The sequence below is a fragment of the Pseudomonas rosaeacicularis genome (assembly GCF_057128745.1).
Genome location: NZ_JBSKHT010000003.1, coordinates 54,248 through 72,560, shown reverse-complemented (window position 1 = coordinate 72,560; position 18,313 = coordinate 54,248). Strand labels below are relative to the sequence as shown.

Genomic DNA, 18,313 nt, shown 5'->3' with positions numbered 1-18,313 from the left:
CGGCCAGAAGCCGGAGCTTGCACGCCTACTAACGCCAAACTCCAGCCGATATGGCAAACTTCGCGACTTAAATCATCAAAGCGTCACGAACACTGTCCCCGCTTCATGGGGAACAATTATTGCTGCATTGGCACTGCCGTCCCAAAAGCCCGCAGCGCCAATGCCTGAGCAGGTCTGTTGCCTGCTGCCATCAAACAAGAGAGGAACGACCGTGTATAACGTCGTGATCAGTGGCACAGGGCTCTACACCCCGGCCAGCAGCATTTCCAATGAAGAACTGGTGCAATCTTTCAACACTTATGTCGCCCAGTTCAATGCCGAAAACGCATCAGCCATCGAGCGCGGTGAGCTCCAGCCGCTGACCGAATCCAACGCGGCGTTCATCGAAAAAGCCTCCGGCATCAAAGCCCGCTTCGTGATGGACAAGGACGGCATCCTCGACCCGCAACGCATGAAGCCTCGCTTGCCGGAGCGCTCCAATGACGAATGGTCGATCCTCTGTCAGATGGGTGTCGCGGCGGCCGAACAGGCGCTGCAACGGGCAGGCAAGACTGCCGCCGATATCGACGGCGTGATCGTCGCCTGCTCCAACCTGCAACGTGCCTATCCCGCCATTTCAATCGAAGTGCAGGCCGCGCTGGGCATTCAGGGTTTTGGTTTCGACATGAACGTGGCCTGTTCGTCGGCCACGTTCGGCATTCAGACGGCCTGCAACAGCGTGCAACTGGGCCAGGCCCGAGCGTTGCTGGTGATCAGCCCCGAAATTTGCACCGCGCACCTTAACTTCCGCGACCGCGACAGCCACTTCATCTTCGGCGACGCCGCCACTGCTGTAGTGGTTGAGCGCGCGGATCTGGCCACTTCGCCGTATCAGTTCGATATCGTTAGCACCAAGCTGCTGACCACTTTTTCCAACAACATCCGCAACAACTTCGGCTTCCTCAACCGCACCGCGGAAGAGGGCGAGGGCCAGCCAGACAAACTGTTCGTGCAGGAAGGCCGCAAAGTCTTTCGTGATGTCTGCCCGATGGTGGCAGAACTGGTCGGTACCCACTTGCACGAGAACAGCCTGAACGTCAGTGATGTGCAGCGATTCTGGCTGCATCAGGCCAACCTCAGCATGAACCACCTGATCGTCAAGAAGCTGCTGGGCCGCGAAGCGACAGTTGAAGAAGCGCCGGTGATTCTCGACACCTACGCCAATACCAGCTCGGCGGGTTCGGTGATCGCGCTGCATAAATACCAGGACGACCTGCCAAGCGGCGCGCTGGGCGTGTTGAGTTCTTTCGGGGCGGGGTATTCGATTGGCAGCGTGATTCTGCGCAAGAAGTAAGGGACGCAGCCCTCTGTAGGAGCGAATTTATTCGCGAGAAAACGTGTCCGGCGATGTATCAGTCATGCAGCCGAAGCCTCGCGAATAAATTCGCTCCTACAGACGGGGAAGAAATAAAAACAGCCCGGCGCTGACCTGTCGAACGGATGATGGGGATCCGACAGGTCAACGGCGGGCTGCAAGGGTGTGACGGCCTAAAGCGGCGGGAGCAACTCCGCTTCAGGCTTCTAACTTGTCGCTTTCAACTTCAAGCGTGCAGCTGCTGTTTTAGAACTTGGCAAGCACGTCCAGTTGCAGCGTGTTCGCATCGGCGTCGCGCTGGCTGGACACTGCGTAGTCTGCCTTGGTCAGGAAGTAAGTAGCGCCGACCGAGAAGTTCTTGTCGATGTCGTAGGAAACGCCCAGCTTGTGACCGCGCGAGCCGGTAGTGCCGTTGGCGAAGTCCGAGTCGGTGAAGGCGCCAACCACTGCGTTACGCTGAGTATCGCGATAGTTGTAGTCCAGACCGAAACCAAACACCTTGGTTTTTACGCCGGTCAACCAGCCAGTGTCTTCGTCGCTGTCTGTCGCGTTGTTGACCACATACTGGCCATATACCGACAGCGGAACGGCCAGGCCGTTGATGTCCACTTGACCAAAGCCTTCGATCAGACGGAAGCGGTCGGTGTTGTTGCCGTTGACCGACAACGCAGCAGCGTCCTTGTCATTCTGGTACTGGTAGATACTGCCGCCCACGGTCACTTTCAGCGCGTCGATCGGCGCAAACTTGGCACCCAATTGAGCGGCGTTCAGGCGCAGGTCGTTTTTGAACTGCGTACCGTCGCCGTCGATGTTGTCCTTGAGGGTGTAGTTACCGGCGCTACCGAACAGCTCGAAACCTTTGGTGATCGGCAGGCTATAGGTGGCAGCCAGACCTTCCGGGTTGATGTCGCTATCCCAGATGATGTCGCCCATGCTGACCCACGGCTGACTCATCTTGCCGCCAATGATGTGCAGGTTCTTGATAGCGTCAGGGTGGTAGTCGATGTAACCCTGATCCAGCCACAGGTCTTTCTTGACGAAGTAGCCATCCAGATCCTGGTTGGTGGAGCGTGCGTCGTTGCTGCCGCCGGTAGCGATACGAATACCGGTGGTGACTTGCGGGTTGATCTCGGTGTATGCGCCCAGACGAGCACGGATACGCTGGCGATCTTTGTCCTGGCTGTTGTTCTGGCCATCGATCTTGATGGTTTCCTGACGGACACGAACGTCACCCTTGAACTGAGTCTTGGCAGCCCAGGCCACTTTCTGTGCGAAAGCGTTCATTTCATCGGTCTTGCTTTGCGATGCTGCGATCTGCGTGGCCTGTTGCTGTTGAGCGACCTGTTGAGCTTGCTGATCCTTGGCCAGCTCGGTTTGCAGTTCAGCGTACTGAGTTGGGGAAATCGATCCGTTTGCCTTGAGCATGTCGAGCAATTTGGCGTCGACTGCGGCACTGGCCGGAACGCTCATGGCCAGGAACAAACCCCCGCACAGGGCCGCCGCAGTTTTGGTGTAAGCAAGACGCATATCAATCTCCGTTACTGAGTGGGGCGGACACACACCGCCCTGGAAAAACCGTCCGGGAGTCAACGGGGAAAGCCCGCGTTTAGAACCGGACGCTCTAAAAACTGGCGCCAGTATCGTTATCGATTGTTACAAGTTGGTGGCAAAGTGATGCCATCTCGATGACATGTGAAAAATTCGTTGAACCCGCCATCTAGAGCGCTTTCCTGGGAAATTTCATGTGCAATCCCAAGCAATGAGTGATACTCCCGAGGCGATCGAGATTAAGTGGGGGATGCAATGTCGCTACATCGATTGGAGCGCCTGTCGGCCTTGGCGCCGGCAGAGTGGGATGGCTTGGTGCCTGGGGATTCGCCTTTTCTACGCCACGCGTTTCTGAGCGCGATGGAGGACAGCGGCAGCCTCGGCCCGCGCTCCGGCTGGCGCGCCGAACACCTGCTGCACTACGAAGGCGATCAGCTGATGGCTGCGTTGCCGGCGTATCGCAAGTGGCATTCCTACGGCGAGTACGTGTTCGATCACGGCTGGGCCGATGCCTGCCGCCGTGCGGGGATCGCTTATTATCCAAAGCTGTTGGTGGGGGTGCCGTTCAGCCCTGTCAGTGGGCCTCGGTTGCTGGCGCGACGCCCGGAAGACGGCAGGGAGCTACTGGCCGCGCTGCCGGGGTATGTCGAGATTGAGGAGCTGTCCAGCGTCCACGTCAACTTCACTGACCCCACCGCCGACACCCTGCTGGCCGAGCAACCTGGCTGGTTGCCACGCATCGGTTGTCAGTACCACTGGCAGAATCGCGGCTATCGGGATTTTCAGGATTTCCTCGATGCCTTGAGTTCACGCAAGCGCAAGCAGATGCGCAAAGAGCGCGAGCAAGTGGCGGGGCAGGGCATTGAGTTTGAATGGCTTGAAGGGCACGAACTGACGCAGGCGCAGTGGGATTTCGTTTACGCCTGTTATTCCAATACCTACGAGATTCGTGGGCAAGCGCCGTATCTGACGCGGGATTTTTTCAGCCTGGTGGCGGAGCGCATGCCCGAGTCCATTCGCGTGGTGCTCGCCAAACAGGGCTCACGTCCAGTGGCGATGGCGTTCAGCCTGATCGGCGGCGACAGTTTTTACGGGCGCTATTGGGGATGCCTGGCGGAGTTCGACCGGCTGCATTTCGAGACCTGTTTCTATCAGGGCATGGAATACGCGATCGACAAGGGCATCAAGCGTTTTGATGCCGGTGCCCAAGGCGAGCACAAGCTGATTCGTGGCTTTGAACCAGTGATCACCCATTCCTGGCATTACCTGACGCACCCTGGATTACGCGAGGCGGTGGCGGATTTTCTCGAGCAGGAAAGGGCGGGGATATTGGCTTATGCCGAAGACGCAAAAAGCGCGCTGCCCTACCGGCAAACATAATTCTTACGGTCAGACGAGATCCACTGTGGGAGCGGACCTGTCCGCGAAGGCTGAGGTGAAGTCACTGCAACTGTGTCGACTGCACCGGCCTATTCGCGGACAGGTCCGCTCCCACTGGGTCTTGGGTTTGGCGCACATAATCGCAAGCGCCAAGGATCACTGGGGGCTCAATCCACCCCGACAAACCCGCCGGTCTGATGTGCCCATAGCCGCGCATACAAACCCTTATGCGCGAGCAGCTCTGCATGGGTGCCGGTCTCGGCGATCTGGCCGTTTTCCAGCACCACCAGTCGATCCATGCGGGCGATGGTCGAGAGCCGGTGAGCGATGGCGATCACGGTTTTGCCCTGCATCAGGGTTTCCAGGCTTTCCTGAATCGCGGCCTCTACTTCCGAGTCCAGCGCCGAGGTCGCCTCGTCCATGATCAAAATCGGCGCGTCCTTGAGCAGTACTCGAGTGATCGCGATCCGCTGACGCTGGCCACCCGACAACTTCACCCCGCGCTCGCCCACATGCGCATCCAGCCCTGTACGGCCTTCGGAGTCGGTCAGCAGCGGAATGAACTGATCAGCCCGTGCCTTGCGCATGGCTTCCCAAAGGTCCTCATCCGTCGCATCCGGTTTGCCGTACAGCAAGTTATCGCGGATCGAGCGGTGCAGCAGCGATGTGTCTTGGGTGATCATGCCGATGTGGGCGCGCAGGCTTTCCTGAGCAACGTAGGAAATATCTTGGCCATCGATAAGAATCTGTCCCCCTTGCACGTCATACAGACGCAGCAGCAGGTTCACCAAGGTCGATTTCCCTGCGCCCGACGGCCCGATCAAACCGATTTTCTCGCCCGGCTTGATGTTCAGGTTCAGGCCTTGAATCACGCCGTTGCCTTTGCCGTAATGGAAGTCCAGGTTCTCGAACTTGACGCCGCCGCGGTCCACTTCCAGCTTGGGTGCGTCTTTACGGTCAGTGACGCCGACCGGCTGAGAAATGCTCTCTAGTCCGTCCTGCACCATGCCGATGTTTTCGAAAATGCCGTTGACCACCCACATGATCCAGCCCGACATGTTGACGATGCGGATCGCAAGACCTGTGGCCAGGGCAATCGCGCCCACCGAAATCAGCGACTGGGTCCACAGCCAGAGCGCGAGGCCCGTGGTGGTGACGATCAAGATACCGTTGAGCGTGGTGATCACGGTGTCCATCGAGGTGATGACCCGGCCCGCCAGTTGCGTCTTTTCGGTCTGCTCGGTGATCGCCTCACGGGCGTATAGCTGTTCGGAATTGGTGTGGGCGAACAGCTTGAGCGTGGCGATGTTGGTGTAGCCATCGACGATGCGGCCCATGAGCTTGGAGCGGGCATCGGACGACACCACCGAGCGCTCTTTCACGCGCGGTACGAAGTAAAAAAGCGCGACGATATAGGCAGCGATCCAGCTCAGCAGCGGAATCATCAGGCGCCAGTCTGCCTCGGCGAACAGCACCAGCGAACTGATGGCGTAGATCAACACGTGCCACAGCGCATCTACCGCCTGCACCGCTGAATCGCGCAACGAGTTGCCAGTCTGCATGATGCGTTGGGCGATGCGCCCGGCAAAGTCGTTCTGGAAGAAGTTGAGGCTCTGCTTGAGCACGTAACTGTGGTTCTGCCAGCGAATCATGCTGGTCATGCCGGGGCTGATGGTCTGGTGCACCAGCAGGTCATGCAGGGCGACGAAAATCGGGCGCAAGACCAGCGCGACGACCACCATCCAGATCAGTTCGGTGGCATGTATTTTGAAGAAGTCCGGGTTTGGCGTGCCTTGGGCCAGATCGATGATGCGGCTCAGATAACTGAACAACGACACTTCGATCAGCGCGCCGATCAGCCCGACCACCAACAACGCCGCGAAACTCGGCCAGACCTGACGCAGGTAGTACACGTAGAACGACAGGACTTTGGTGGGCGGGGCGGCAGTGGGGGCTTCGCGGAAAATATCGATCAGTTGTTCGAAACGGCGATAGAACATTGGCTATGACACCCACGGGCTAAGCGGGCACTCCTTGCTGAGGGGCAGACCCCTGATCGGATCGCACGAAACCGCTATTGGCTCAGGCCGGTTTCGTGCGGATATGCGTCAAGCCAGTTGCTCAGTTAACGCGCTTTGCAGATTTGATCAGGATTGGATCGATGGGCACATTCTGCATGCCGCTTTTGGTGGCGGTTTGTGAGTGAACAATGTTGTCCACCACGTCCATGCCTTTTACCACTTTGCCGAATACCGCATAACCGAAGTCACGCACGCCGTGGTCGAGCATCGCGTTGTCGTTGGTGTTGATGAAGAACTGGCTGGTGGCCGAATTCACGTCCGAAGTGCGCGCCATCGAAAGCGTGCCGCGTACATTGTGCAGGCCATTTTCAGCTTCGTTCTTGATCGGGTCTTTGGTGTTCTTCTGGACCATTTGCGGAGTGAAACCGCCGCCCTGAACCATGAAGCCCGGGATCACACGATGAAAGATCGTGTTGTCGTAGAACTTGCTGTCCACGTAAGTGAGGAAGTTCTTGGTGCTGATCGGCGCCTTGTCCTGTTCCAGTTCAATCTCGATCTGGCCGAAGCTCGTGTCCAGAATGACGTGAGGCGCCGGTGCGGCCATCAGGTTGGAGGCAAAAAGCACGGCGGCGGCAGAGAGAGCGATTTTTTTCAGCATGAGGCAGTAGTCCTGAAAAGTGATTTTCGACGGCAAAAACAGGACACAAGGGAAGCACGTTTGGGGCGATTTGGACAGTACGTCATGCCTGGGCGGGTTCAACCTTCATGCGCTGCCAGGAAGGCCATCAGTACCCGGTTGAACTCGTCGGGCTGATCCAGGGGCGTGGCATGTCGGGAGTCGGCGATGATTTGCAGGCGTGCGTCGGGGATCAGTTTCACGTACTCGGCTTTCAGTTCTACCGGGGTGTAGTCCTTGTCAGCGGTCACGATCAGTGCCGGGCAACGTATTCGCGATAGCCGCTCGCGCACCCCCCACCCCACAATCGCGTCGAAACTGGCGAGGTAGGCGCGTTTGTCGTTCTGCGCCCAGCGCGTCGCTATCTTGAGTCGCAGATCGGACTGTTCGGGCTTGGGGAACAGGTTTTTGCCCAGCCCCTTGCCGATGGTTTCCATGCTCACGAGGCGAGCGAGCGTCCAGCGTTTGGCGTATTGCCAAAAGTCCTTGGCTGATTTGATCTTCACTTCTGGCGCGCTGTTGACGATGGTCAGGCTTTTAAGCAGGTCGGGACGATCGACCGCCAGTTGAAAGCCGATCATGCCGCCCATGGACAGGCCGACGTAATGCACGGGGCCGAGGTTCAGGTGCTCCAGCAGCGCTTCGATGTCAGCGCTGAAGGCGGGGATGCTGTAACGCTCGCGGGGTTTATCGGACCTGCCGTGGCCGCGCACGTCGACGGCGATCACTCGATATCTTCCTGACAGAGTCGGAATTTGATATTCCCAATCCTGGCAGCTCGACCCCAGGCCATGCACCAGTAACATCGGCGCGCCATGGCCGTATTCTTCATAGTGCAATGAGCAGCCGTCGTGGTCGAAAAATGCCATGTTTTACGTCCTTGTTTGCGTCGGAGTCTGTAGGAGCGAACTTGTTCGCGAGGCGGCGTGCCTGATGCGCCGCGGCGCCCATCTCGCCAACAAGTTGGCTCCTACAGACGACCTAATTCAAACCAACTGCGGCGCCACAAACGGAACATCCAGCGGCGCGGTGTCGAAATTCTGTATCAGTTCAATGAGGATCTGCGTCGCGGGCCCCAGCGGTTTGTCTTTGCTGGAGTAAAGATAGAACAGCGGATGGCGACTGCCACCTTTGTCTAGCGGCAGAATCTTCAGCACACCTTCCTTGAGTTCGCGCTCGATCAAGTGCCTTGGCAACCACGCAAAACCCAGCCCGTTGCTGACGAACGTCGTGGCGGTCGCCAGGCTGCCCACGGTCCAGCGCTGTTCGGCGCCGAGCCAGCCGACATCGCGTGGCTGACTGCGGCCCGAATCGCGGATCACCACTTGCAGCTGGCTTTCCAGGTCCTGAAAATTCAACTCGCGGTGCATCTGATGCAGCGCGTGTTCCGGGTGAGCCACGGCGACAAACTCGACGGCACTCATTTCGGTGCCCAGATACCCCGGAATGCTGAAACTGCTGATGGCCAGATCGGCCACCCCCTCCAGTAGCACCTCTTCCACGCCCGATAGCACCTCTTCTCGCAGCCGCACGCGGCAACCGCGGCTTTGCGGCATGAAGGCGGTCAACGCACGCACCAGTCGAGCGTTGGGATAAGCGGCATCGACCACCAGCCGTACTTCGGCTTCCCAGCCTTGCTCCATGTGATGTGCCAGGTCTTCAAGTTGGCTGGCCTGTTTGACCAGTTGACGAGAGCGGCGCAGTAACACACCACCCGCCTCGGTGAGTACAGCCTTGCGCCCATCGATGCGCAGCAGGGGCACGCCCAATTGATCCTGCATCCGGGCAACGGTGTAACTCACTGAAGACTGCGAACGGTGCAGCGCTTCGGCAGCCTGAGCAAATCCACCATGATCGACCACGGCCTGCAATGTTCGCCATTGATCAAGGGTCACGCGGGGCGCTTTCATCTTTCGCTCCTGTTGTCCTAAGCTGGCATCCCTGACTGGAGACTGCCGCATGAAAAAAATCTGTTGTGTGCTGCTGGCGATGCTGCCCTTGAGCGCGTTTGCGTACCCCATTGATGTGGACAAGGATCTCAATGGCGTGCAGATCGACTACAACACTCACGACACCACGTACGACATCGGCAACATCACGCTGAACAACTACGGCTCTGTCCCGGCCAAATGCAGCGTGATCTTTCGCAACGGCCCCGAGGCGCCGCGCACGCGCCGGGTGCAGGTTGCGGCCAAAAGCAGCGTGGACGTCACGGCCAAGTTCAACCGCGAAATCATCAAGCTGTACATCAAGCTCAAGTGCGAGCCGCTGTGACCTTTACTCACTTTCAGGGAGCGTACTGCGCCCTTGTAGATAAAACAATTTCTTAGATGGTTCATAGCCGGTTTTCAGGCTTTTTGATCGATATCGTCATGCTGGGTCTTCGGCCTCTTCTGGAAGGTTGCCGTTGCGATCACTGTTCGGTCATGCGGATGATTTAATCGCGGGTTAATCGGCCCGGTGCATCCTGACCACGTTCATCGACTCTCCCTTTGGCATCTGAAAGCTCCTGGATGCGTTGCCCGATAGACCCGCTTGCGTGAGGTCATCGGGCTTTTTTATGCCTATGACGTTTCCCCAAGCCCCCCCTGTAGGAGCGAATTCATTCGCGAGCAAGCCGTTTGCGACGAGGATCTCACGAGCGAATTCGCTCCTACAGAACCGCTTTTCAAACCCAGTGATCGCAAGACACGCAGACTAGAGGCGCTCGTGCCTGATATCAGTGGCATCGATAATGACGATTCATCAGAGTGGTTTCTCAATAGTAGGCCCAGCCCATAAAGTTGCTCCAACGAAACGAATTAACCCTAACTTCTCGGAGCAACTGATTATGAAAACTTCCATCGCCATCGGCTTCGCACTTTCTGTTCTGGCATCTTCGGCCGTATTCGCCAGCCCTGAAAAAACTTACACCCGCGCCATCGTCGACGCTTCAAGCGCCACTGTTATTGATACCAAAGTTGCTGCAAAAGATAGCGTCAAGCCTTTCGACAGCAAATCTTCCAGCACAGTGATCGTGGCTGAAAACCGCAAAGAGTTCGGTTCGAGCTATCAGCGCTACTGAGTTGCCCACCCATTTTAAAACTGCTTACTACTTATGCTAACTGGAGAATCATCATGAAACTTTCAATCGTTGCAGGCCTTGCTTTGACCGTTCTGGCTACCACTTCTGTGTTCGCCAGCCCACAGACCACCACTGCTGCCGGCCAACCGGTTGTGCTGGAAAGCACTTACGTTCACGCCGTTGCTGCCGCTAACAGCACCGATGACATCAACGCCGACAATCAGAATGGCGCTCAACCTTTCGCCAGCAAATCGTCGAGCACTGTGATCGTTGCTGACAACCGCAAAGAGTTTGGTTCGACTTATCAGCGCTACTGAGTAATGCTTTGCGCTACAGCAGTTCAAAAGCCCGACGGACGTCGGGCTTTTTGTTGTGTGAAATAAAGTTATTCAGCGTCGGGTCTGCGACATAAGTTGCTGACTTTCAAACTGCCGTGATTCGCGCCAACCCCGCCCGCAAATCCGTACCGCTCGGTTGCTGATAAAGACTCAAGCCAAACTCCGGCAGCACGGCCAACAAGTAATCGAAAATATCGCCCTGTACCCGCTCGTAATCCCCCCACGCAGTTGTGCGGGTGAAGCAATAGATTTCCAGCGGCACGCCTTGAGCCGTGGTTTCCATTTGCCTAACCATGCAGGTCATGTCGGGGTGAATGTCGGGATGGGACTTGAGGTACGCCAGCGCATAGGCACGAAAAGTCCCCAGATTGGTCATGCGACGACGATTGGCCGAGACCTGCGCAACATCGCCCTGGGCGTCATTCCAGGCGCGAAGTTCGGCTTTCTTGCGGCCGATGTAATCTGTCAGCAGATGCACCTTGGTCAGGGTTTGTTCCTCTTCGTCGGTCACGAAGCGCACTCCGCTTGCGTCAATGAACAGGCTGCGTTTGATGCGTCGGCCACCCGCCTGCTGCATGCCGCGCCAGTTTTTGAACGACTCGGACATCAATCGCCAGGTAGGAATCGAGACGATGGTTTTATCGAAGTTCTGGATTTTGACCGTGTGCAGCGTGATGTCGACGACATCGCCATCGGCGCCCACCTGTGGCATCTCGATCCAGTCACCCACCCGCAGCATGTCGTTGCTGGTCAGTTGTACGCTGGCGACGAATGAAAGCAGTGTGTCTTTATAAACCAGCAGAATCACCGCCGACATTGCGCCCAGCCCGGAAAGCAGCAACAGCGGCGAGCGATCGATGAGGGTCGCGACGATGATGATCGAGGCGAAAATGTACAAAATCATCTTTGCCAGTTGCACATAGCCTTTGATCGAGCGTGTGCGGGCGTGATCGGTACGAGCGTAGATGTCCAGCAGCGCGTTGAGGAGCGCGCCCACTGTCAGCATCAGGAACAGAATCGTAAAGGCCAGCGCGATATTGCCCAGCACCTGGCTGGTGGTTGCGCTGAGGTTCGGTACCAGTATCAGACCGAACTGGATGATCAGCGAGGGGACAGTTTGCGCGAGGCGATGAAAGACCTTGTTATGCAGAAAGTCATTGAGCCAGAACAGCGCGGGTTGCCTGCCGAGCACCTTCACGGCGTACAAGATAATGAAACGTGCCAACCGGCCCAGGACCAGCGCTGCGATCAGGAGCACGGCCAGGCCGATACCGGTGCGCAGCAGTGGTTGTTGTTCAAGCATCCCCCAGAATTCCTGAACCCGAAGCCAAAGCGATTGAGTGTCCATGTGGTCCAGATCTCCTGTCCGAAAAAAAGGGGCGCGATTAGAGCATTGTTGCGAGTGCGAAGGCTGTAAATGGAAAATCCGGTAACAAAATGGGGCGTTTGAGGTAAAGAAACTCGGCCTTGCCCTCCGAAACCGGTACCCTATGCGACTGTTTTTTTGTATTTCGCCGAGGTAACACCCGTGTTCTCCCAATTCGCCCTGCACGAACGCCTGCTAAAAGCCGTGGCCGAACTCAATTTCGTCGAGCCTACGCCTGTGCAAACAGCGGCTATTCCGCTGGCGCTCGAAGGGCATGATTTGCGAGTCACGGCGCAAACCGGCAGCGGCAAGACTGCAGCGTTTGTATTGCCAATGCTCAATCGCCTGATGGGGCCGGCCAAAGTCCGCGTCGATATTCGTGCAGTGATCCTGCTGCCGACCCGCGAGCTAGCGCAGCAGACGCTCAAGGAAGTCGAGCGTTTTTCTCAATTCACCTTCATCAAGGCTGGCCTGATCACCGGCGGCGAGGACTTCAAGGTCCAGGCCGCGATGCTGCGCAAGGTGCCGGACATCCTGATCGGTACCCCAGGTCGTTTGCTCGAGCAATTGAACGCCGGCAACCTGGACCTCAAGCACGTGGAGCTGCTGGTGCTCGACGAAGCCGACCGTATGCTCGACATGGGTTTTGCCGAAGACGTCGAGCGTCTGGCGGGCGAATGCGCCAACCGTGAGCAAACCATGCTGTTCTCGGCCACCACCGGTGGTTCGGGTTTGCGCGAGATGATCGGTAAAGTGCTCAAGGATCCACAGCATTTGCAGGTCAACAGCGTCAGCGAGCTGGCGGCCGGTACGCGTCAACAGATCATCACCGCGGACCACAACGTTCACAAAGAACAAATCCTCAATTGGCTGCTGGCCAACGAGAAGTACCAAAAAGCGATCATCTTCACCAACACCCGCGCCATGGCGGATCGTCTTTATGGCCGTCTGGTCGCGCTGGAGTACAAGGCGTTTGTCCTGCACGGTGACAAGGATCAGAAAGATCGCAAGCTGGCGATCGATCGTCTGAAGCAGGGCGGGGTGAAGATTCTGGTTGCTACCGACGTCGCAGCCCGTGGTCTGGACGTTGATGGCCTGGACATGGTCATCAACTTCGACATGCCACGCAGCGGTGATGACTACGTTCACCGCATTGGCCGCACCGGTCGTGCAGGCGGCGAAGGTTTGGCCATCTCCTTAATCTGCCACGGCGACTGGAACCTGATGTCCAGCGTCGAGCGCTACTTGAAGCAAAGCTTCGAGCGTCGAGTGATTAAGGAAGTTAAAGGCACCTACGGCGGGCCAAAGAAGGTCAAGGCGTCGGGCAAGGCTGTTGGCGTGAAGAAGAAGAAAACCGACGGCAAGGGCGACAAGAAGAAAGTAGCTGCCAAAGGCCCGACCAAGCGTAAGTCGCAGAACCGCCCCAAGCCTGATTCGCTGGTGAGCAGCGATGGCATGGCGCCGTTGAAAAAGCGCAAGACCGAAGCGCCTGCTGCCGAATAACCGCCCAGTTCTGTAGGAGCGAATTCATTCGCGAGAAGCTGGTTCGTCCGATGCTCATTGCTCGCCTGAAACCGCCTCGCGAATAAATTCGCTCCTACAGGGTTTGATTGTTCAACCCTCTGCCTTCTTCGCCGCTTCATCCATCTCTTTCAATCGCTGATCAATCAACTGGCACTTGTCCGGCAAGTCCTTGCTGGCGGTCTCCAGTTGCATATCTTTGATTTCTTGATTCAGCTCTTTGGCTTTAGCAGGGTTCTGCTGGGTCAGCTTCTGGACTTCTTGCGCCAGTTGTTCGCGTTTGGCCTGGGCTTCTTCAGGCGTGCACGCCCAGACTGGCATTGCGGTCAACAGCGTCAATGCTGCGGTCACGCTAATCAGGGTTTTCATGACGGCCTCTGTTTTCTTGCGGGCTTATAAAATGGAGCCGGTGGCCGACGCGAAGTTCACGGCGACCGCCCGGCCAATGTGCTGAACGGCCAGCGCGCTGCTGGGTCACACCTCTAGAGCAATGCAAACATGGTGACCGGATGTCACGGGTCTTTAATCCCTGCTGGAGGTTGAAAAATGTCTAACAAATACAACTGGGATCTGATCGAGCGGCTGCTGCATGAAGTACAAAACAGCGCCGATGACAGCTTCAAACCACGCAAATACGCCGAAGAGTACGCTGCTGCCAAGGCTGCGGACGGCGAGGATGTCGGTAATCTCGACACCCTGAAAATGGAAGCGGCGAATTATGAAGCGCTGCTGTTCAGGAATGGCTTCATTGAAACGCGCCCGGAAGGAGAGGGCGGCAATGGCGAGAACTTCGTCCTGACTCCTCGGGGCGCGAGCTTGCTGGCCATGATCGACAGCAGCATCCCCGGCGAAAACCACCCGCGCCATGTGCTGGACGATCAGGACGACGCCTTGGAGCCAGAAACCTTCGATGAAGTGGCGTCCAAAGCACAAATTGCCGGTGGCTCGATTTAAGCTTTAAACAGAGCGCGGTCCCTGTAGGAGCGAACTTGTTCGCGAGCGATTTTGACTTTGAAAACCCAGCTCGCGAACAAGTTCGCTCCTACAGATTCGGGCTCGCTTTTACAGATTAGGGCGCCGCTTTGGCCGCCTTCAAACAGCTCAAGTCCGTGAAGTCCTGCCGGGTATCGGCGATCTTCTGCAACAGCCTTTGCTGCTGCTCTGGTGTGCTTTCAGCGACCAGATCAACCAGCAACGAGATAGCCGCCTGCTCGGTGCGGTCGTACGCTTTGCGGTATTCAGGCGTCCAAAACGTCTCGCGGTCCTGCAGCAGTTTGGCAATCTTCCCGTCGAAGTCGCTGGCCTGGCGCTGTTTGACAGTGTTGATAAATTGCGTCTGCCAGTGCGTACGGTTGTCGATCCACAGGCGATTCTGCTCACCCAGTGAAGCTGACCACTGGTTCACGCGCGCTTGTTGCGCCGGATTCAGCTTGCCGATCCATGGACTCAAACGCTTTTCCATCCGTTGCGTGCGGTCTTTGATTTGGTCATCCAGCGGCTGATTGACGAATTCATCTTCGTGCTTGCGCAGATCTTTGGCGAACGCATCCTGCATTTCCGCGACCTGCTTATCGTCCAGCTGCTTGAGTAGCTCGACGGCCGATGGCGTGATTTCACGGGAAAGGGTGGCAACGGCCTGCTTGGCCTCTGCGGTGCGGGCGGCCAGCTCGGTTTCGTTTACTTGATGGCTTTCGACCATGCGCTGCAAACGATCAAGCCAGGCAACATATTCGGGGATTTGCGTGGTGCAGTGCCAGCTGAGGTGCTCTTTCAAGCGCTCGTTCAGCCAGTCTTTCTGCGTGGTGTTCATGTCCAGATAGTCGCTGAGCGACCACGGAATAATCACGTCGAGATGACGGTACGCCAGGCCAACACGGCTGCATCCGGTCACAAGCATCAGGGCAAACAGCAGCGAAATACAGGCTTTGACCGTGTGGCGCATGGCGGATCCTTGCTCGTTTGACTTCTGGTATAGAGCAGAGGATGCCACACCGGTTCAGCGCGTTTTGATTTGACCGTCAGAAAAACGAACGAACGACCTTTAACGTAACGGTGCTTTCGCAATAAGCGTTGTGCCCGCTGTAGGCACTGCAGTCAGCCCCGGTCAGGCTTGAGCCGCTATACATCAAATTCATGTCCATGCCCATCAAGGGGCGCGAAACGTTGAACGACCAATCGTTGTAAGCGTTGACCAGACCGCCACCGTCGATGGCGGCGGGCGTGTCGAGCTGGTGATTGCCGTATTGCATGCGCAGGTCCAGGCCCAATGGCACGATGCCGCCCAGGTCCAGGAACAAGGTGCTGTCCTGACGTCCGGCGTCGTTGCTGAAAGCAGTGCCGATGCGGCTGTCGAAGACACGGAAGCCTGCGTACAGCTCATGGCTGTCGAGCTGGTCGGTATTGGGGTAGCTGTAACGAATTACGCCCAGTTCATAACCGAGCGTTTTGTCGAAGGGCTTTTTGAACCCTGCGTAGGAATCGACTTCGAGGACGCTATCCGGCGCAATGCCGGCATTGGGCGACCACTGGCCAAAGTAGAACCCGCTGTTGTGAGTCAGGTCCAGGCCGCCGTGGAAGGCCGAGTCGCCGCCAGTAGGCGTGACTAGCCCCTGCGCCATGGTGCGGCTGGGCGTGGTGCCGAGTTTGAGGCTGAAATCGCCGAGATCTCGCTCTATAACCTGAGCAGCGGCGGTTTGACAGACAAGCAGTGTGCTGGCGAGCAGCAGGTAATAGCGAGCATAAGGCATGCGTCACTCCTTGGATTAACAGGAGGAGTGGAATCGATGGTGTCAAATCGATATGGCCTGAAAGCCTGATAAGAACCGCGAGCTAGAGCCTCGCCAGCATACCGGGCTATGGGCTGCGGATTTGACCATCTGTCGATTCAATACAAAAAAGGTGAACTTTGCTTTCAGTTGTCAGCGGAAACGAGATTATTCACCACGATCAACGCCTGAGGAAACGAGGGGTATCCGCTCTTGGCGACATCCAGCGCGTCATACTGCAAGCGGTAAGCGCGGGCCTTTTCCTGATCACGCATGCCCGTGAGCTGAGCCAAAAGGGCGATGGCAAGCGGGTAATGGTGATCGGCCGATTCCTGCAACAGCTTCATGATGCTGGCGTCATCGCCCTGTTGGCGAATGAGCAGGACTGCCTGATAAAAATCCGCTTCGCCTGAGGTGTCATCCCTGGCGGCTCGTTGCAGTAAAGCGCCAGCCAGTTCGTAGTTTTCCGGGCGTCGTTCGCTGATCAGCATCTTGGCCTGGATCATGTCGTTTTGGTAAAGCAGGTGTTCAGCGCGGCAAGGGCTGCCTTGAACCGTAGGGTCGCAACCGTGAGTCGCGCAGCCACCCAGACAAAGTACTGCACCGAAAAATATCCATTTCTTCATTTTGGATTCCGCAGGGGAGTCTGGTTTCAGGAGTTTGGCGTATCGATCAGTACGGTTGGTCAGTGGCGGCCAAGTGATGGCGCCTGACGAGACAGTAAAGCAGAGCTTTGTTAACGCGGGGATCGATAGCCCTGGCGCTTTGTGTTCAAAGCGCCCAGAGATCGACAATTGATGCGGAGGAAAATTTACTTTTTGCCGAGGGAGATTTGCTTGGATGGGCCGAAGGTCTGGCCGCTGACGCCTTTTGCGATCTGTTGGATCTCGCCGCCAGATTTCAGGAAAGCCGCGATTTGCGCGTTGATCGAGTCGCTGGTTTCAACGGCTGGAGCTGGCTTGGCTTTCGAGTTGGATGCTTTTACACGCATGGCTGCTATTAACCTATATAAAATTAATACGGCCGGCCATTCTATCTGAACCGCCCGGCAATTGCTTGGCAAATATGGGCGTGAATGAGAGCCCGGTTTAAGCGCAAAAAATGGGTGGGATCCTTAAGTATTCCGCTAAATCACTGTTTTAATTGCCAAGATGTCAATCTGCAAGGGCTGATAAACGGCTGCGATCGATCACTGCGCACGCGCAATCATCTGACGAGTGGGCCGTTTGCCGGGCGTCCTGGTGCTCGTAGAAAGCAGTAACACCTTGATTTTCCTGAGCCGGATTGAGCTGACGGGCCGCCACCGCCGACAGCCATCAACCTCTGGCCTAAACTCGGGTAGAATGCCGCCCACGTAACGAAGGTATTCGAACATGGCTTTAATCGGGCGCTACAACAGTTTGCAAGTGGTTAAACATACTAACTTCGGTTTATATCTGGACGGCGCTCAAGACGGCGAAATTCTGCTGCCTAATCGCTATATCCCTAAAGATATTCCCAGTGAAGATGAAGACTGGCTCAATGTTTTTATTTACCTGGACAGCGATGACAAATTAATCGCAACGACTGAAAAGCCGAAAGTTCAGGTCGGTGAATTTGCCAGTCTTAAAGTCATTGAAGTGAACAGCATTGGCATCTTTCTGGATTGGGGTTTGCCCAAGGATTTGCTGCTGCCGTACTCTGAAGAACGGCAGCCACTCAAAGCGGGCGACTACTGTGTGGTGCATGTCTATCTGGACAAACACACCAGACGCATCACCGCCACCAGCCGGCTTGACCGTTATCTGGACAAGGTGCCTGCCACGTACAAGGTAGGTCAGGAAGTCGATCTGTTGGTGGCCGAAGCCACGGATATGGGCTTCAAGGCGATCATCAACAACAAGCATTGGGGCCTGATCCACAAGAACGAAGTGTTCAAGTTCTTGCGCCCCGGTAAAGAAGAAAAGGGTTACATCAAAGAGATTCGTGCGGACGGCAACATCAGCCTGAGTCTGCAGCCGGTAGGGGAACAGGCTGCCAGTAGCTTGAACTCCAAAATCCTCGCCAAGTTACGCGAGAACAACGGCACGCTGCCGGTCAGCGACAAAAGCGATCCGCAAGTGATTAGCAACTTGTTTGGCGTCAGCAAGGGCAACTTTAAAAAGGCCATTGGCGCGTTGTACAAGCAAGGCGACATCGTGATTCACGCCGACCGTATCGATTTGGTTTGAATCTTAGGTCCCTGAACACGCTCTATCCTTCAGAGCGATGGGTCACCTCTGACCCTCCGATAGCCTGTTC

19 protein-coding genes are annotated in these 18,313 nt (G+C 56.6%); 8 read left to right on the top strand and 11 right to left on the bottom strand.

The window, feature by feature from the left end:
* Nucleotides 1–211 precede the first annotated feature (211 nt).
* Nucleotides 212–1,333, top strand: a complete 1,122-nt coding sequence (locus ACWKWM_RS04965; RefSeq protein WP_483845065.1) for a beta-ketoacyl-ACP synthase III — start codon at nucleotides 212–214, stop codon at nucleotides 1,331–1,333.
* A 267-nt stretch (nucleotides 1,334–1,600) separates the two neighbouring features.
* Here the strand turns inward: ACWKWM_RS04965 and ACWKWM_RS04960 are convergent, their stop codons facing one another.
* Nucleotides 1,601–2,881 carry a putative porin gene (locus ACWKWM_RS04960; protein WP_483845064.1) on the bottom strand — a complete coding sequence of 427 codons (1,281 nt, stop codon included), beginning with the start codon at nucleotides 2,879–2,881 and terminating at the stop codon, nucleotides 1,601–1,603.
* A gap of 276 nt (nucleotides 2,882–3,157) precedes the next feature.
* On the opposite strand from ACWKWM_RS04960, the gene ACWKWM_RS04955 reads away from it, so the two are divergent.
* Nucleotides 3,158–4,282, top strand: a complete 1,125-nt coding sequence (locus tag ACWKWM_RS04955) for a GNAT family N-acetyltransferase (RefSeq protein WP_483845063.1) — start codon at nucleotides 3,158–3,160, stop codon at nucleotides 4,280–4,282.
* Between the two features lie 167 nt (nucleotides 4,283–4,449).
* Here ACWKWM_RS04955 and ACWKWM_RS04950 read toward each other — a convergent pair whose 3' ends face one another.
* The 4 genes from ACWKWM_RS04950 to ACWKWM_RS04935 all read right to left on the bottom strand — a co-directional run bounded on the left by ACWKWM_RS04950 (nucleotide 4,450) and on the right by ACWKWM_RS04935 (nucleotide 8,889).
* The gene (locus tag ACWKWM_RS04950; RefSeq protein ID WP_483845062.1) at nucleotides 4,450–6,282 is read right to left on the bottom strand and encodes an ABC transporter ATP-binding protein; all 1,833 of its coding nucleotides are present in this window, start codon (nucleotides 6,280–6,282) and stop codon (nucleotides 4,450–4,452) included.
* A 121-nt stretch (nucleotides 6,283–6,403) separates the two neighbouring features.
* On the bottom strand, nucleotides 6,404–6,961 hold the full coding sequence (locus ACWKWM_RS04945) for a peptidylprolyl isomerase (protein ID WP_483845061.1): 558 nt from the start codon (nucleotides 6,959–6,961) through the stop codon (nucleotides 6,404–6,406).
* Between the two features lie 98 nt (nucleotides 6,962–7,059).
* Complete coding sequence (locus ACWKWM_RS04940) at nucleotides 7,060–7,848, bottom strand: alpha/beta fold hydrolase (protein WP_483845060.1); 789 nt, start codon at nucleotides 7,846–7,848, stop codon at nucleotides 7,060–7,062.
* Nucleotides 7,849–7,965: 117 nt separating this feature from the next.
* Nucleotides 7,966–8,889 (bottom strand): LysR family transcriptional regulator, encoded by a 924-nt coding sequence (locus ACWKWM_RS04935; protein ID WP_483845059.1) that lies wholly within the window; start codon nucleotides 8,887–8,889, stop codon nucleotides 7,966–7,968.
* Between the two features lie 49 nt (nucleotides 8,890–8,938).
* Between ACWKWM_RS04935 and ACWKWM_RS04930 the strand changes: the two genes are divergently transcribed.
* From ACWKWM_RS04930 to ACWKWM_RS04920, 3 genes are all read left to right on the top strand, one after another.
* Nucleotides 8,939–9,253 (top strand): 3-phosphoglycerate kinase, encoded by a 315-nt coding sequence (locus ACWKWM_RS04930; RefSeq protein WP_483845058.1) that lies wholly within the window; start codon nucleotides 8,939–8,941, stop codon nucleotides 9,251–9,253.
* Between the two features lie 460 nt (nucleotides 9,254–9,713).
* Entirely contained in the window at nucleotides 9,714–10,043 is a 330-nt protein-coding gene (locus ACWKWM_RS04925; protein ID WP_483845057.1) for a hypothetical protein, read from the top strand.
* Nucleotides 10,044–10,096: 53 nt separating this feature from the next.
* Complete coding sequence (locus tag ACWKWM_RS04920) at nucleotides 10,097–10,360, top strand: hypothetical protein (protein ID WP_483845056.1); 264 nt, start codon at nucleotides 10,097–10,099, stop codon at nucleotides 10,358–10,360.
* Between the two features lie 106 nt (nucleotides 10,361–10,466).
* On the opposite strand, the gene ACWKWM_RS04915 is transcribed toward ACWKWM_RS04920, so the two are convergent.
* Entirely contained in the window at nucleotides 10,467–11,729 is a 1,263-nt protein-coding gene (locus ACWKWM_RS04915) for a mechanosensitive ion channel family protein (protein ID WP_483845055.1), read from the bottom strand.
* Nucleotides 11,730–11,909: 180 nt separating this feature from the next.
* On the opposite strand from ACWKWM_RS04915, the gene ACWKWM_RS04910 reads away from it, so the two are divergent.
* Complete coding sequence (locus tag ACWKWM_RS04910; RefSeq protein ID WP_483845054.1) at nucleotides 11,910–13,250, top strand: DEAD/DEAH box helicase; 1,341 nt, start codon at nucleotides 11,910–11,912, stop codon at nucleotides 13,248–13,250.
* Nucleotides 13,251–13,361: 111 nt separating this feature from the next.
* Here the strand turns inward: ACWKWM_RS04910 and ACWKWM_RS04905 are convergent, their stop codons facing one another.
* Nucleotides 13,362–13,637 (bottom strand): hypothetical protein, encoded by a 276-nt coding sequence (locus ACWKWM_RS04905; RefSeq protein ID WP_483845053.1) that lies wholly within the window; start codon nucleotides 13,635–13,637, stop codon nucleotides 13,362–13,364.
* A gap of 177 nt (nucleotides 13,638–13,814) precedes the next feature.
* Here ACWKWM_RS04905 and ACWKWM_RS04900 point away from each other — a divergent pair, with 177 nt between their 5' ends.
* Complete coding sequence (locus ACWKWM_RS04900; RefSeq protein WP_483845052.1) at nucleotides 13,815–14,222, top strand: transcriptional regulator; 408 nt, start codon at nucleotides 13,815–13,817, stop codon at nucleotides 14,220–14,222.
* Nucleotides 14,223–14,337: 115 nt separating this feature from the next.
* Here the strand turns inward: ACWKWM_RS04900 and ACWKWM_RS04895 are convergent, their stop codons facing one another.
* The 4 genes from ACWKWM_RS04895 to ACWKWM_RS04880 all read right to left on the bottom strand — a co-directional run bounded on the left by ACWKWM_RS04895 (nucleotide 14,338) and on the right by ACWKWM_RS04880 (nucleotide 17,024).
* Entirely contained in the window at nucleotides 14,338–15,210 is an 873-nt protein-coding gene (locus ACWKWM_RS04895) for a DUF6279 family lipoprotein (protein ID WP_483845051.1), read from the bottom strand.
* A 76-nt stretch (nucleotides 15,211–15,286) separates the two neighbouring features.
* Entirely contained in the window at nucleotides 15,287–16,015 is a 729-nt protein-coding gene (locus tag ACWKWM_RS04890; protein ID WP_483845050.1) for a TorF family putative porin, read from the bottom strand.
* 164 nt (nucleotides 16,016–16,179) lie between these two features.
* Nucleotides 16,180–16,659: a hypothetical protein gene (locus ACWKWM_RS04885; RefSeq protein ID WP_483845049.1), complete on the bottom strand. Its 480-nt coding sequence runs from the start codon at nucleotides 16,657–16,659 to the stop codon at nucleotides 16,180–16,182.
* Between the two features lie 185 nt (nucleotides 16,660–16,844).
* Nucleotides 16,845–17,024, bottom strand: coding sequence for a hypothetical protein (locus ACWKWM_RS04880; protein ID WP_037012170.1), 180 nt, complete (start codon nucleotides 17,022–17,024; stop codon nucleotides 16,845–16,847).
* 382 nt (nucleotides 17,025–17,406) lie between these two features.
* Between ACWKWM_RS04880 and ACWKWM_RS04875 the strand changes: the two genes are divergently transcribed.
* Nucleotides 17,407–18,243 carry a CvfB family protein gene (locus ACWKWM_RS04875; RefSeq protein ID WP_483845048.1) on the top strand — a complete coding sequence of 279 codons (837 nt, stop codon included), beginning with the start codon at nucleotides 17,407–17,409 and terminating at the stop codon, nucleotides 18,241–18,243.
* Nucleotides 18,244–18,313 lie beyond the last annotated feature (70 nt).

Bases quoted from the DNA above. Each gene is read 5' to 3' on its own strand.
- ACWKWM_RS04960 (WP_483845064.1), bottom strand. From the start codon at position 2,881: ATGCGTCTTGCTTACACCAAAACTGCGGCGGCCCTGTGCGGGGGTTTG.
- ACWKWM_RS04955 (WP_483845063.1), top strand. From the start codon at position 3,158: ATGTCGCTACATCGATTGGAGCGCCTGTCGGCCTTGGCGCCGGCAGAG.
- ACWKWM_RS04950 (WP_483845062.1), bottom strand. From the start codon at position 6,282: ATGTTCTATCGCCGTTTCGAACAACTGATCGATATTTTCCGCGAAGCC.
- ACWKWM_RS04945 (WP_483845061.1), bottom strand. From the start codon at position 6,961: ATGCTGAAAAAAATCGCTCTCTCTGCCGCCGCCGTGCTTTTTGCCTCC.
- ACWKWM_RS04940 (WP_483845060.1), bottom strand. From the start codon at position 7,848: ATGGCATTTTTCGACCACGACGGCTGCTCATTGCACTATGAAGAATAC.
- ACWKWM_RS04935 (WP_483845059.1), bottom strand. From the start codon at position 8,889: ATGAAAGCGCCCCGCGTGACCCTTGATCAATGGCGAACATTGCAGGCC.
- ACWKWM_RS04930 (WP_483845058.1), top strand. From the start codon at position 8,939: ATGAAAAAAATCTGTTGTGTGCTGCTGGCGATGCTGCCCTTGAGCGCG.
- ACWKWM_RS04925 (WP_483845057.1), top strand. From the start codon at position 9,714: ATGACGATTCATCAGAGTGGTTTCTCAATAGTAGGCCCAGCCCATAAA.
- ACWKWM_RS04920 (WP_483845056.1), top strand. From the start codon at position 10,097: ATGAAACTTTCAATCGTTGCAGGCCTTGCTTTGACCGTTCTGGCTACC.
- ACWKWM_RS04915 (WP_483845055.1), bottom strand. From the start codon at position 11,729: ATGGACACTCAATCGCTTTGGCTTCGGGTTCAGGAATTCTGGGGGATG.
- ACWKWM_RS04905 (WP_483845053.1), bottom strand. From the start codon at position 13,637: ATGAAAACCCTGATTAGCGTGACCGCAGCATTGACGCTGTTGACCGCA.
- ACWKWM_RS04900 (WP_483845052.1), top strand. From the start codon at position 13,815: ATGTCTAACAAATACAACTGGGATCTGATCGAGCGGCTGCTGCATGAA.
- ACWKWM_RS04895 (WP_483845051.1), bottom strand. From the start codon at position 15,210: ATGCGCCACACGGTCAAAGCCTGTATTTCGCTGCTGTTTGCCCTGATG.
- ACWKWM_RS04890 (WP_483845050.1), bottom strand. From the start codon at position 16,015: ATGCCTTATGCTCGCTATTACCTGCTGCTCGCCAGCACACTGCTTGTC.
- ACWKWM_RS04885 (WP_483845049.1), bottom strand. From the start codon at position 16,659: ATGAAGAAATGGATATTTTTCGGTGCAGTACTTTGTCTGGGTGGCTGC.
- ACWKWM_RS04880 (WP_037012170.1), bottom strand. From the start codon at position 17,024: ATGCGTGTAAAAGCATCCAACTCGAAAGCCAAGCCAGCTCCAGCCGTT.
- ACWKWM_RS04875 (WP_483845048.1), top strand. From the start codon at position 17,407: ATGGCTTTAATCGGGCGCTACAACAGTTTGCAAGTGGTTAAACATACT.